This window comes from Dysgonomonas sp. HDW5B (assembly GCF_011299335.1).
GTDB lineage: Bacteria > Bacteroidota > Bacteroidia > Bacteroidales > Dysgonomonadaceae > Dysgonomonas_A.
Genome location: NZ_CP049858.1, coordinates 362,590 through 376,703, shown reverse-complemented (window position 1 = coordinate 376,703; position 14,114 = coordinate 362,590). Strand labels below are relative to the sequence as shown.

Below are 14,114 nucleotides of genomic sequence, written 5' to 3'. Positions count from 1 at the left end.
AGGAATAAAAAAAGACTACCTATGAAATTGATCCATAAATAGTCTTTTGATATCTTGAAGATTTTGGTATTATCCAAACATTTGAACAACTCGTTTTATACCTGTTATAAGTTGATCTATCTCTTCTTTTGTATTATAAAAAGCAAATGAAGCTCTTACTGTTCCTTCTATTCCCAATTCTTCCATAAGCGGTTGGGCACAATGGTGACCTGTACGTACGGCAATGCCCATTCTATCGAGTAGCATACCCATATCGTAGTGGTGAATGTTGTTAACAAGAAATGATACAGCACTGCTTTTATGTTCGGATGTTCCAAAAATGCGCATGCCATCTATTTTCATTAACTCAGAGGTACAATATGCCAGAAGTTCATCTTCATAAACTCTGATATTTGATAATCCGATAGAGTTTACATAGTCCAATGCAGTTCCTAAAGCAATAAAGTCTACATAATTAGGTGTACCTGCTTCAAATTTGAAAGGAAGTTCGTTAAAAGTAGTCTTCTTGAAGGAAACCGATCCGATCATTTCTCCCCCTCCCTGATAAGGAGGCAATTTATTTAGAAGCTCTTCTTTCCCATATAAAATACCGGTTCCGGTTGGTCCGTATATTTTATGACCTGAGAAAACTAATAGATCACAATCTAACTTTTGTACATCTATTTCGATATGCTGTATTGATTGTGCAGCATCTATCAAGACAGGAATGTTTTTATTGTGTGCTATCTCAATAACTTTTTCAATCGGATTGATTGTTCCAAGAACATTGGATACATGCATTACCGAAATCAAACGTGTTTTGGATGTGATGAGTTTTTCAAGCTCCTCAAGAATAAGCTCTCCTTTTTCGTTGATAGGGATTACTTTTAGCTTTACACCTGTAATACTTTCCTGTATTTGCCAAGGCACAATGTTGGAATGATGTTCCATCGCCGAAACAATAATTTCATCGCCTTCTTTACAAAACTCGCGACAAAAACTAGAGGCTACCAGATTTATACTTTCGGTAGTGCCTTTAGTAAATATTACTTCGTGAGAGTGTTTAGCGTTTATAAACTGTTGTACCTTTTTGCGGGTATTTTCAGTCAGTTCGGTAGCTTCCTGGCTCAAATGGTGTACTCCTCTGTGAATATTTGCATTTACTGAGGAATATACTTCAGAAATCTTATCGATTACGCATTTAGGTTTCTGAGTGGTGGCTCCATTATCCAGATAAATAAGCTGTTTCCCGTATACTTGGGTGTCAAGTATCGGGAAATCAGCACGTATTTTATTTATATCTAAGGTCATAGACCTATTTGTTTTTTGTAAGTAATTAATCTGTATTGCTCTGTTAGCGATTGTAGCAGCCTTTTTTATACTTGTCTAATAACTAAAAAGGTCTGAAACTTTATTTGCAAATGGAGCAATCTCCGCATCTGGCTTCTTCACCGCGAAAGCGTTTTTCAACTAATTCTTCGAGACGCTCTCTTAATGCGTCAATATGAATTAATTTAAGCACATCGGCCGTAAATGCCTGCATAAGCAACAATTTAGCATCCTCTTTAGCAATACCTCTTGCACGCAGGTAAAAAAGAGCATCTTCGTCAAGTTGTCCGGTAGTTAAACCGTGCGAACATTTCACGTCATCGGCATAGATCTCAAGTTGAGGTTTCGAATACATTCGAGCATCAGGTGAAGCACAAAGGTTATTATTCGTTTGATACGCCATCGTTTTTTGAGCATCTTTTTCTACTAAGATACGTCCGCAGAAAGAACCTACAGCATGTTCTTGTAATACATACTTGAATAACTGTGTACTTTGGCAGTGTGGTTTTGCATGATCTAAAAATGCAAAGTTATCCACATGTTGTACTTTGTCTGCAATGACAATTCCTGCAATTGTAGCCTCGGCTTGCTCTCCGTTTAATTTTACATGATAGTTATTTCTTGTAAAACCACAGTTGAGAGTTATATTATTGACTAATACAGTTGATGATTTTTCTTGTTGAACGTAGGTCGAAGCCAATCGGGTTACTTGATTAGAATTTTCTTCTAATTCGTAGAACTCGATATGTGCATTTTCTTCTGCAAAAATTTCAGTTACCTGAGTTGCCAGAAATTTATGACTGTCAACCGTATGATCGCAAGCCAATAATTTTACCTGAGCGTTTTTACCTGCAATAATCAGTAAGCGTCTGTTTACTAAAAAATCAACCTTGGCAGTCAGTATATTGATTAACTGTAAAGGTTGTTCGATGATTGCATTGTCGGGAATATAGATTACAAATCCATCCTGAGCAAACATTGTATTGAAAGCAGCTATAGCATTGTTTTCCAACTGAGCTACTTTACCGTAATATTTAGAGCAGATATCTGCATGTTGCTCCGAAAAATCTTTCAAACTACCGATGAACACACCTTTAGGAAAATCAGTTTTAGGCTGATGTTCTTTGTGGAATGTATCATTCATTAAAAAGAATAAATTCGTAGCCAATTCGGGAACGTTGCATTTATATTCGTTGTATGGATTGTGTTGAATAGCTAATCTGCTCAAGTTAAATCCATAGTCGGGCATAAATTCTTTTGCTACATCCGAGTATTGATAATCTTCGAGACTACGATTGGGTAATCCCAAAGTCTTGAAGATTTCAAAAGCCTTATCTCTCGCCTCGTTTAGAACCTTTGTCGATTTTTCGTCGATCAAGTTTCTATGCTTGGTGAATAAGTCTATATATTGAGTTTCTATCATTGAATTCTGTATATTTTAAGTAATGAGAAATATTTATTGATTTGTTTTTATTTGTAGGGCAGATCGTGTCGATCTTTCCTTTGAGCGTTACCACATAGGTTGCCCGTGTACCAAAACAATAAAAAGGTCTGTGACCTTAGTCTTGAAAATCTTTAATAATCCAGTCGTACCCTTTTTCTTCAAGCTCAAGAGCCAGTTCAGGTCCTGCACTTTTTACAATCCTGCCTTTGTATAGAACGTGTACAAAGTCGGGTTTTATATATTCAAGAAGACGTTGATAGTGAGTAATTACAATGGTAGCATTGTCCTTACGTCTCAATTTATTAACGCCTGCTGCTACAATACGAAGTGCATCAATATCAAGCCCTGAGTCTGTTTCATCTAAAATAGCTAATTTAGGATCAAGCATAGCCATTTGGAAAATCTCGTTGCGTTTTTTCTCTCCACCCGAAAAACCTTCGTTTACCGAACGGCTGGCAAGAGTGCTGTCCAATTCTACCAATTCGCGTTTTTCTTTCATCAACTTAAGAAAGTCCGATGCTGCGATAGGTTCAAGACCTTTGTGCTTGCGAGTCTCATTTACTGCGGCACGCATAAAGTTTACCATGCTTACTCCGGGTATTTCTACCGGGTATTGGAAGCTGAGGAATAATCCTTCGCATGCTCTTTCTTCGGGAGCAAGTTCCAATAAATCTTTACCTTCGAAAGTTGCTTCACCTTCTGTTACTTCAAAATTTGGATTACCCACTAATACGGATGCCAATGTGCTTTTTCCGGCTCCGTTAGGACCCATAATTGCATGTATCTCTCCGTTGTTCACTTCAAGATCCAATCCTCTTAATATTTCTTTGCCATCGATATTGGCATGTAAGTTTTTTATGTTTAATAAATTCGCCATTATTTTGTTTAAAATAAAATAATTAAATAATATAGTGTAAGTCTTTTAATAATCGCTTATTCAGCTTATTAATAACTTTGTTACTCGTTTTTTTATAAATTTTTTGTTTGCTGATTATAGAAGCTATACTGCCGATAAAGCAAGTATCGCTATATTTAAATTATAACCGGCTATTGCTATTACGGTTGCTAAAGTAATAAAAAATAAAACGGTTTGAAGCCTTATTTCAATACAATGAACAAAAGTTGAGAGAAATTGTTTATTACTTTTCTGTTATGTTCAATCTATAAAATCTATCAAGAATTAAATATCAGCTTCTATAGATATGGGACAGTGATCGGAGCAGTATACATCACTGTGAATTGTTGCACCTTTAACCCTTTCTCTTGCTTCACTCGAAATCATGTGGTAGTCTATTCTCCAACCTAGATTTTTAGGTCTTGCTCCTGCTCTGTAACTCCACCATGTGTATTTTTCGGGTTCCTGATCATATTCTCTAAACGTATCAATCATACCTGTTTCTACAAACTGATCAAACCATTCTCTTTCTTCCGGAAGGAAGCCCGAAGAGGTTAGATGGCGTTCAGGGTGATTTATGTCGATAGGTTTGTGACAAATATTATAGTCGCCACAAATCAATATTTCCTTACGTTCTTTTCTTAATTCTAGAATATATTGGGTGAAATCGGCTAAAAATTCCATTTTGAAGACTTGACGAAGTCCTCCTGTAGTTCCCGAAGGGATATATACGCAGATGATAGTAACATTTCCGTAGTCGACACGTATAACGCGTCCTTCTATATCGTATTTATCCATTCCCATTCCGATTTTTACAAAATCGGGTTGAATTTTAGTGATAATTCCTACTCCGCTGTAGCCTTTTTTTTCTGCCGGATGAAAATAGCAATATTCGTAGCCTAGAGATTTTAAGGTTATTAAATCTATCTGGTCTTCTTGTGCTTTAAGTTCCTGAAAACATACTACATCGGGATTTTCTTTACTTAACCAATCGGCTAATCCTTTATTTAATGCAGCACGTATACCATTTACATTATAGGATACAATCTTCATTATTTAAATTGAATATTTAAAAGTGGATGAGCCTTACTTATGCTCATCACTTGTCATTTATTATTTATTTCATCCATTTCTATGGCTTTAACCTTTTTGAATAGGTCGGAGGCGAAAACGAAATCATTAAGAGCTTCATTCTTAGTTGTCAATATCTGTTCATTGCTTCCCTCCCATTCGAGATTGCCTTCTTTAATGAAAAATATTTTATCGCCAATATTCATAACCGAGTTCATGTCATGCGTATTGATGATTGTGGTAATTTTGTATTCTTTGGTAATATCACTTATCAATTCGTCAATTACCAGCGATGTTTGAGGATCTAAACCTGAGTTAGGCTCGTCACAAAACAGGTATTTGGGATTAAGGGAGATCGCTCGGGCAATGGCTGCACGTTTCATCATACCGCCGCTTATCTCCGATGGATACAAGTGTCCGGCATCCGAAAGATTTACACGATCCAGGCAGGATTGTGCCCGTTTCATTTTCTCACTTTTGGACATTGTCGAAAACATATCCAATGGAAAATAAACATTTTCGAATACGGTCATTGCATCAAATAATGCCGATCCCTGAAAAATCATGCCCATTTCTTGCCTTAATGCCTTCATCTGATCTGACGATAGTTTTGTTAAGTCTCTATTGTCATACAGAATTTCACCTTTGGTAGGTCTCATCAGTCCGATTAAATTTTTAAGCAATACTGTTTTACCCGAACCACTTCGACCTATAATCAGGTTATTTTTACCTTCTTCGAAAGTCATGCTAAGCCCTTTAAGGACATCGCGACCATCGAATGATTTCACTAAATTTCTAACTTCTATCATCCCATCATTAAATCAGTGATTAATAAATCGGAAATCAATATCAAAATACTGCTTACAACAACAGCATTAGTGCTTGCTTTTCCCACATCAAGCGAACCTCCTTTAGCATAATATCCGTAGTAGGCTGCTATAGACGAGATCAGAAACGCAAAGAATATTGTTTTTAAAATGGCATACCATATATAGAATGTCTTGAAGAATGACTGCAATCCGTATTCGAAATCGGCGACGGGTACAGCATTTGTAAAGTAACAGACTCCAAATCCTCCTACAATACCGAAAAACATACTTAATACGACCAATACGGGTACAAATGCCATTAAACCTACGACTTTGGGTAAAATCAGATAGTTGGCGGAGTTTACTCCCATAATTTCAAGTGCATCAATTTGTTCGGTAACCCGCATTGTTCCAATTTCGGAAGAAATATTAGAGCCGACTTTCCCTGCCAGAATAAGACACATGATAGAGGACGAAAATTCGAGAAGAATAATCTCTCTGGATGTGTAACCTACTGTATAACGCGGTAATAGAGGGTTGTTTATATTCAGGGCTATTTGTATTACAATAACGGCTCCGATAAAAAACGAAATTATTATAACAATACTTATTGAATCGACTCCAAGTTTGCTTATCTCTTTTGATAGCTGTTGAAGAAATATTCTCCATTTCTGAGGTCTGGTTAGGACTTTACGCATCAATATTGCATATTGTCCCAATTTTTCTAACGAACTTGTTAATAGCATACCTTTAAATTAACTTTTAAGTACAGTAAAATATCAATGCGTATTATTCAAATACAGCAATCTGTATATTGTTATATCCGAAAAAAGCAATAAGTAGGCTTATAGCCTTATCTGATTTTTCTAAATAACAAATGTACAAAAAAATTAGACAACGGAAGGAATTCCTGTTTCCTCTCTCTCCGGATTTAATATTGATTTGCCGTTGTCAATAAACATTTTCTTTGCAACTTTCCCTATAATCAATGTTGATCCGGCATCAAAACTACCTCCGATAACACCGCCAACGATAGGTATTGCCTTACCTAAGCCGGTTAAGCTCCTGCTTCCTAATTTCGATGCAATATTCACGCTGACTTTTTCGTTTACCGAAAGAAGCATTTTTCTTGAAGTATTCTCAATGAGGCTTTTTACGAATTTCTCTCCGGCTTTGATCCCCATTTCTTTAAATATCTCTTTGGTTCCGTTACCGAGCATACAAACGTAGATGATCGATTTTACCTGATCACTTTGTATATCATGACCTCCCATGTAAGCGATGGCCGAAATCATGCGTACCTGAATATATATGACACTGGCTATATTAGCGGGTAGAGCAAAGGGCATAATGGCCCATCCTCCCAATCCTGTAAAGAATCCGCTTGATGCAGCTTTGGTTACTTGCCATTTAATCAACTGATCTACTTGTTGGTCAAGGGTACCTTTTGAATTTAGATAATCATTTCCTAATTGATATGCAGAATCTACTCCTCCAAATCCGTTGATGGCTCTGGCATAAGTCCATTCAAGAACTTTCGAGACCATACCGCTTTTGGCTGTTGTTATTATTTTACTCATGCTTAGGATATTAATTGTTACTAGTCTTTTGTCCCTATTTTATGTTTAGCCAAGTATATAAACAAAATACTTATAGTCTTTGTTTATGACACTCTTACTCTTGAATAGGTATGTCTATTAATTTGAGAGTGCAATATACTTCTAAAAATAGATTACAGGGCTTTTTGTTAATACTATTTAACCCTCTAGTGTCTTCGGCATAAGTAAAATCAAGAATGTATTAAAGCTTGATAGATTATTTAAAGTTTCAGACTTAAGTTCGCAGAACTATTTATTGCTTTGGCAAGCAAAACAGCGATAGGTTGTTATGCCTTTAAAATGTATCATTAAATATTTTCTTTTACTTATTATTCGTTTTCGTCTGTAATTATTTTTCCATTTACTTTTACATTATCCAGAACCAGATTAACTACGTTCTTAATTTGAGTAGCTTTGGGGGCTTTTTTTACTACGATATTTCGTAATGTAATATTGTATAGCTTTGCTTCAGGAACACCGTTTGCCATAATAGCTACACTGTCTACACGATTGCAGGTTACATTTTCGATAGTAATATTTCTGAATTGCGTTGGATAATTTCCTCCTCGATAACCATGGTAGTCTGTACGGAAATTTATTACTCCCCATAAGCAAACATCGGCTTCGATATTTCGCATATGGAGGTTCTCGAAAAATCCTCCACGGTCGAGATTTGATTTGAAATAAATCCCGTTGCGGCAACTGTCTATTTTACAATCTTCGATAAATATATTGCGTACTCCTCCCGACATTTCACTGCCAATTGTGATAGCCCAGCGTGCAAAGTAACAATTTCGTATAATAACATTTTCGGTTGCTCGCCCTACGCGCCATCCATCCTGATCACGTCCTGATTTGATTGCGATGCCATCATCTCCTACATTGAATTTTACATTTTCAATCAAGACATTGGTTGACGATTCGGGGTCGCAACCATCATTGTTGTAATTATTACTGTCTATATATACATCACGCACAATTACATTATCACAATACACAGGATGAATAATCCAGAAAGGCGAATCGTATATCTTCACACCTTCGACCAGAACATTCTTACATCCCAAAAACTGTATCATGCAAGGACGTAGATACCAGCCTTCTCCAAAAATGCGTTCATAAACAGGTATAGAGTCATTTCCCATTTGACGAAGCCTATCCATAGCCAGTTTTTCTTTAGGTTTCCAAGTATTGAAGGTTACAGCACCGTTACCATCAATTTCGCCTTTACCTGTAATGGCTACATTTATGCTTTGATAGCTATAAATAAAAGGTGTGTAGTTGAAACATTCTGTGCCTTCCCATTTGGTGAGCGACATGGGGAGGTAATCCCTAGGTTCGGTAGAGAACTCGAGGCGTGCACCTTCTTCCAGGTGTAAGTTTACATGGCTTTTTAGAATAATTGATCCTTTGATATAATATGTTCCTGAGGGAATTAATACTTTACCGCCTCCTTGTTGATTACACTCATTGATAGCATTAATAATTGCCGGAAGGCTATTAAATGTGCTGTCGTCTTTTGCCCCAAAATCAAGTATGTTGAAAGTTTTATCTTGGAATTCGGGTGCAGAGATGTTTTCCATAATTTTTGGAACCATATCCCATCCGCTATCTGTGGCGGTTATTTCTGTATTAGTCGGACGACTACACGATGTGAGCATAATAATTGTCATTAATATGGGTATAAAGTATTTTTTCATAATATTGTATTTTGTTATTTAAGGTGTGTTGTTAAGTAAATAGTATTATTTAATGATCTGTTTTAGAGGCAAGAGTAATGCAATTATCTTCGTTTGTATGAACGCATGGGTTTACTTTTGCACTCTGGTAATAGATAGGTTTGTGACCTTAAATATAGAGATTGTTTTCTAAAGTGGCAGATATTTATAAAAGAATAGGCAGAAAAGTTTAACTTTCCTGCCTATTTGCATTTATTAGAATCTGGACTATTTTATTCTAAATAAGTATAACCGTATAATCCTGAACGATAATTTGATAGGAACTCTTTACCTTCTTCAACAGTAATAGATCCTTGTTTAACGCAGGTTGTTACCCAGGTTTCTACTGTTCGAACCAGTTTCTTGGCGTTATACTGTGCATATTCAAGTACTTCGGCTACAGTTTCTCCATCTATCATTTGCTCTATCTTATAACCGTTCTCATCAACCGATACGTGTACAGCATTAGTATCACCGAACAGGTTATGAAGGTCTCCTAATATTTCCTGATAAGCACCTACTAAGAATACGCCCAAGTAATATGGCTCATTCTTCTTTAGGTTATGTACGGGTAAATATCCGGTTTGATTGCCTGTGGGAATGAAGTTGTCTATCTTACCATCCGAATCACAAGTAATATCCTGCAATGTTGCAGTTCTGTCCGGTCTTTCTCCTAAACGATGTAACGGGATGATCGGAAATATCTGATCAATAGCCCAAGAGTCGGGTAGGGATTGGAAAAGAGAGAAATTACAGAAGTATTTATCCGGTAATAATTTTGCCAATTGCTTCAATTCGTCGGGAGAATGTTTCATGCGTCCCGCCATTTGATATATCTCACGGGCAATAGAGAAATAAAGACGTTCGACTTGTGCCCTTGTTTTCAGGTTGAGCATTCCCAAGCTGAATAAATCAAGAGCTTCTTCTCTAATCTGTTGAGCATCGTGCCAAGCTTCCAGCATTCGGCGTTGATTCAAATCATCCCATATTTGATACAGTTCGCGTACCAATTCGTGATCATTTTCGGTGATAACATCGCTTTCTTCCCATTCGGGCAGAGTTGCTGTTTCGAGTACTTCAAACACAAGTATGGAGTGATGTGCAGTCAAAGATCTTCCTGATTCTGTGATGATATGGGGATGAGGCAGACCATTTTTGTTTGCTGCATCCACCATTGTTGATATAGAATCGTTTACATATTCCTGAATAGTGTAGTTAACGCTGCTTTCGCTATGTGACGAGCGGGTGCCGTCGTAATCAATACCAAGACCTCCGCCTATATCTACAAATTCGATATTATACCCCATTCCATGAAGTTGTACATAGAATTGCGATGCCTCACGTAGAGCTGTTTTGATTCGTCTGATTTTTGTTACTTGACTACCAATGTGAAAGTGGATCAGACGCAAAGAGCCTTGCATGTTGTTTTTGTCAAGAAAAGCCAGAGCTTCTAATAGTTCACTCGAATTCAATCCGAATTTACTAACATCTCCACCCGATTCTTCCCATTTACCACTGCCGCTACTCGCCAATTTGATACGTATACCAATGTTGGGTACAATCTTTAAGCGTTTTGCAGTTTTGGTAATAAGAGGCAATTCGTTGAGTTTTTCTACGACAATAAATACTCTTTTACCCATTTTTTGAGCCAGAAGAGCCAATTCTACATAGCTTTCGTCTTTGTATCCATTACAAATAATCAGCGAATTAGGGTCTGTGTTGATAGCAATAACTGCATGAAGTTCGGGTTTAGAACCTGCTTCAAGACCGATATTGAATTTCTTACCATGACTCACCAATTCCTCTACTACGGGTCGCATTTGATTCACCTTTATAGGATATATAATGTGATTCTGTGCTTCGTAACCATACTCCTTCGCTGCTTTTTTGAAGCAGGTAGATATTTTTTCGATGCGGTTGTCCAGAATATCCGGAAAACGAACTAATACAGGAGCTGCTACATCGCGAAGCTGTAGTTCATCTATCAGCTCTTTCATGTCCACAGCTACACCGTCTTTTCGGGGAGTGACTATTACATTCCCCTTTTCATTGATTGAAAAATAATTAACACCCCAACTGGAGATGTTGTACAATTCTTCCGAATCTTCAATGCGCCATTTTCTCATTATTGCAAATACGCCTGTTTTTAATTGTTTGTAAATAGAGCGGTCTTACCTTTTGGTTAAGACCTTTGTAATTTCTCCTATATATAAAACATGGAAATCCTTTTCGGGAAACCATTTGCTTATAATTTCTTTATCCAGAAAATATTCTCCTCCCATCGGTTGAGCATATAATTTCTTTATAAAAATAGCTGTATGAGCTTCTTCGAAGTAGGGGATCTCCTCTTCATGAATAATGCTCAACTCTGCCTTTTCTATTTTATTCTCGTCTCTACCCGATACTTTTCCCAGATAGCCTAGTTTCTTCAAGTAACTCTTGTCGAAAAAAGTAAGAGAAAGGCAATCTGCATCATCTACAAATTCTTTAGTATAACGTTGTGGACGAATTACTATGAAAGCAACTTGTTTGTTCCACATAATACCAAAGCCACCCCAACTTGCGGTCATTGTATTTACTCTGCCTTCTTTTTCGGCAGTCACTAGCATCCACTCTTCTTTAATGTCGAAAGGCGAAAATGCTAATTCTTTAGCCGATATTTCTTTGAAATTATTCATATCTGTTTGTAAATCTTTCTCTAAAAAGGTTTCAACCTTTAATGAATATATTTTTGGAGTTCACCTATCCATATGCTATAAGCATTTTCGGTAAGATGTAAACCGTCATTTGTATGTTGAGCATCTAATTTCCCTTGTTTACCCATATATAATGGGTTGATGTTCACGAAAATTATTTTTTCTTTTGATGCCAGTTTTTTCAACTCTTTATTGAGCTTTACTATTTGCTTTTCTTTCCCGATTAATCTTTTGTAACGCCCGAAGTCATTATTAATTGGAAGTAAGCTTTGTATATAAATAGCGGTTTCGGGAGATTGCTCTTTAACTCGTTGAATTATATAACGATAATGTTTTATAATTTGTTTGTTGGGTACGTTTTGAGAGATATCATTGATACCAGCCAAAATAAATAGTTGGGCTGGATGTGAGATCGCAATTTCATCTATCCTGTTGAGCATACCTTCGGTATTATCTCCTGATATACCTCTGTTGATGGGAGCAGCTTCGGGGAAGTATTTATCCCATTGTCCACCCTCTGTTAAACTATTACCTAAAAAAACAATCTTATTCTCACCAATCGGATTTTGCTCAAAATAAGCAATACGCTCCCTATAATGATCGGTGTCATATTCTTTTCTTTCTTGTGCCTGAGTGTACAGTGCGATCATAAAGAAAAATAAAATAAGAATCTTTTTAGTCAAATTAAAATAAATAAAATAGTTTACTTCAATATCAATTGATTAAGGTCTGATGTGAAACAGTATGTGATCTTAATCAAGTTTCAATACAGCTAAGAATGCTTTTTGAGGTACTTCAACGTTACCTACCTGTTTCATTCGCTTTTTACCTTCTTTTTGTTTTTCAAGAAGTTTACGCTTACGTGAAATATCACCTCCATAACATTTTGCGGTAACATCTTTACGTACCGCCTTTATCGTTTCACGAGCTATAATTTTAGCTCCGATGGCTGCTTGTATAGCAATGTCAAACTGCTGGCGTGGGATAAGTTCTTTCAATTTTTCGCACATGCGGCGACCAAAGCTTACCGCATTATCTACGTGTGTAAGTGTTGACAAAGCATCCACGGGTTCTCCGTTTAAGAGAATATCCATTTTGGCCAGTCTTGCTTCACGATAGTCATGCATTTGGTAGTCGAACGAAGCGTATCCTTTTGATATACTTTTCAGTTTATCATAAAAGTCGATTACAATTTCACCCAAAGGTAAATCGTAAGTAATCTCTACACGGTCTCCCGAAATATATTCCTGTTTCAAAAGTATTCCGCGTTTACCTAAACATAGTGACATGATAGGGCCGATATAGGCTGTGCTGGTTATAACCGAAGCACGTATATAAGGTTCTTCTATATAGTCGATGAGAGTAGGGTCGGGTAGTCCCGAAGGATTATGCACCTCTTTTACGTTCCCTTTTTTGTCATATACAAGATACGAAACGTTGGGTACGGTGGTGATTACATCCATATTAAACTCTCGCTCCAAACGTTCTTGGATAATTTCCATGTGCAGAAGTCCTAAGAATCCGCATCGAAAACCAAAGCCCAGTGCAATAGATGATTCGGGTTGGAAGGTAAGCGAAGCGTCATTCAATTGAAGTTTTTCGAGAGAAGCTCTCAAGTCTTCAAAGTCTTCACTTTCGATAGGGTATACTCCGGCGAAAACCATCGGTTTTACTTCCTCGAATCCATCAATCGCTTTCTCACATGGATTTTTTACATGTGTGATTGTATCTCCTACTTTTACTTCTTTGGAGGTTTTTATTCCTGATATAATATATCCTACATCACCACAAGTAACTTCGTTACGGGGCGACATGGTTAATTTCAATACACCTACTTCGTCTGCATTATATTCTTTTTCGGTAGCAAAGAATTTTACAAGATCACCCTTTTTGATAGAGCCATTTACGATTTTGAAATAAGCGATAATACCTCGGAATGAATTGAAAACAGAGTCAAAGATCAAGGCTTGTAGAGGTGCTTCTGGGTCTCCTTTTGGAGCAGGAACACGTTCTATAATGGCTGCCAGAATATCATATACTCCTTGTCCCATTTTTCCACTGGCACGGATTATTTCTTCACGTTTACAACCCAACAGCTCAATGATTTGATCTTCTACTTCTTCGGGCATAGCACTTGGAAGGTCGATCTTGTTAAGAACCGGAATGATTTCCAGATCATTGTCTATCGCCATGTAAAGATTCGAAATTGTTTGGGCTTGTATTCCCTGAGCCGCATCTACTATCAGTAATGCTCCTTCGCAGGCTGCAATTGAACGCGAAACTTCGTAAGAGAAGTCAACGTGTCCCGGGGTATCAATCAAATTGAGTATATATGTTTCGCCATTGTACTGGTATTGCATCTGGATCGCGTGACTTTTGATGGTGATACCACGTTCACGTTCCAGATCCATATTATCCAAGACTTGAGCTTGCATATCTTTACCTTCAACTGTTTTGGTATATTCAAGCAAGCGGTCGGCTAATGTGCTCTTACCATGATCTATATGCGCAATGATGCAAAAATTTCTTATTTTATTCATTCTTAAACAACGGTATGACTGAGGTCACAGACCTA

The 14,114-nt window shown here is 37.1% G+C and carries 12 protein-coding genes; all 12 read right to left on the bottom strand.

The window, feature by feature from the left end:
- Positions 1-69: 69 nt before the first annotated feature.
- A complete protein-coding gene (locus tag G7051_RS01460; RefSeq protein ID WP_166197963.1) occupies positions 70-1,290 on the bottom strand; it encodes an aminotransferase class V-fold PLP-dependent enzyme in 1,221 nt (406 codons plus the stop codon).
- Between the two features lie 100 nt (positions 1,291-1,390).
- Entirely contained in the window at positions 1,391-2,731 is a 1,341-nt protein-coding gene (sufD, locus tag G7051_RS01455) for a Fe-S cluster assembly protein SufD (RefSeq protein WP_166197961.1), read from the bottom strand.
- Between the two features lie 136 nt (positions 2,732-2,867).
- Positions 2,868-3,629: a Fe-S cluster assembly ATPase SufC gene (sufC, locus tag G7051_RS01450; RefSeq protein WP_166197960.1), complete on the bottom strand. Its 762-nt coding sequence runs from the start codon at positions 3,627-3,629 to the stop codon at positions 2,868-2,870.
- 303 nt (positions 3,630-3,932) lie between these two features.
- Positions 3,933-4,700: an exodeoxyribonuclease III gene (locus G7051_RS01445; RefSeq protein WP_166197958.1), complete on the bottom strand. Its 768-nt coding sequence runs from the start codon at positions 4,698-4,700 to the stop codon at positions 3,933-3,935.
- Positions 4,701-4,753: 53 nt separating this feature from the next.
- Entirely contained in the window at positions 4,754-5,527 is a 774-nt protein-coding gene (locus G7051_RS01440) for an ABC transporter ATP-binding protein (RefSeq protein ID WP_166197956.1), read from the bottom strand.
- Positions 5,524-6,273, bottom strand: a complete 750-nt coding sequence (locus tag G7051_RS01435; RefSeq protein WP_166109937.1) for an ABC transporter permease — start codon at positions 6,271-6,273, stop codon at positions 5,524-5,526. The genes G7051_RS01440 and G7051_RS01435 overlap by 4 nt, the downstream gene beginning before the upstream one ends.
- Before the next feature lie 144 nt (positions 6,274-6,417).
- Positions 6,418-7,107, bottom strand: coding sequence for an EcsC family protein (locus tag G7051_RS01430; RefSeq protein ID WP_166197954.1), 690 nt, complete (start codon positions 7,105-7,107; stop codon positions 6,418-6,420).
- Positions 7,108-7,454: 347 nt separating this feature from the next.
- Positions 7,455-8,786, bottom strand: coding sequence for a glycoside hydrolase family 28 protein (locus G7051_RS01425; protein WP_370522994.1), 1,332 nt, complete (start codon positions 8,784-8,786; stop codon positions 7,455-7,457).
- 290 nt (positions 8,787-9,076) lie between these two features.
- The gene (gene speA, locus G7051_RS01420; protein WP_166109928.1) at positions 9,077-10,969 is read right to left on the bottom strand and encodes a biosynthetic arginine decarboxylase; all 1,893 of its coding nucleotides are present in this window, start codon (positions 10,967-10,969) and stop codon (positions 9,077-9,079) included.
- 45 nt (positions 10,970-11,014) lie between these two features.
- A complete protein-coding gene (locus G7051_RS01415; RefSeq protein WP_166197950.1) occupies positions 11,015-11,521 on the bottom strand; it encodes a flavin reductase in 507 nt (168 codons plus the stop codon).
- A 38-nt stretch (positions 11,522-11,559) separates the two neighbouring features.
- Positions 11,560-12,189 (bottom strand): GDSL-type esterase/lipase family protein, encoded by a 630-nt coding sequence (locus G7051_RS01410; RefSeq protein ID WP_166197948.1) that lies wholly within the window; start codon positions 12,187-12,189, stop codon positions 11,560-11,562.
- Between the two features lie 102 nt (positions 12,190-12,291).
- Positions 12,292-14,079: a translation elongation factor 4 gene (gene lepA / locus G7051_RS01405; RefSeq protein ID WP_166109919.1), complete on the bottom strand. Its 1,788-nt coding sequence runs from the start codon at positions 14,077-14,079 to the stop codon at positions 12,292-12,294.
- Positions 14,080-14,114 lie beyond the last annotated feature (35 nt).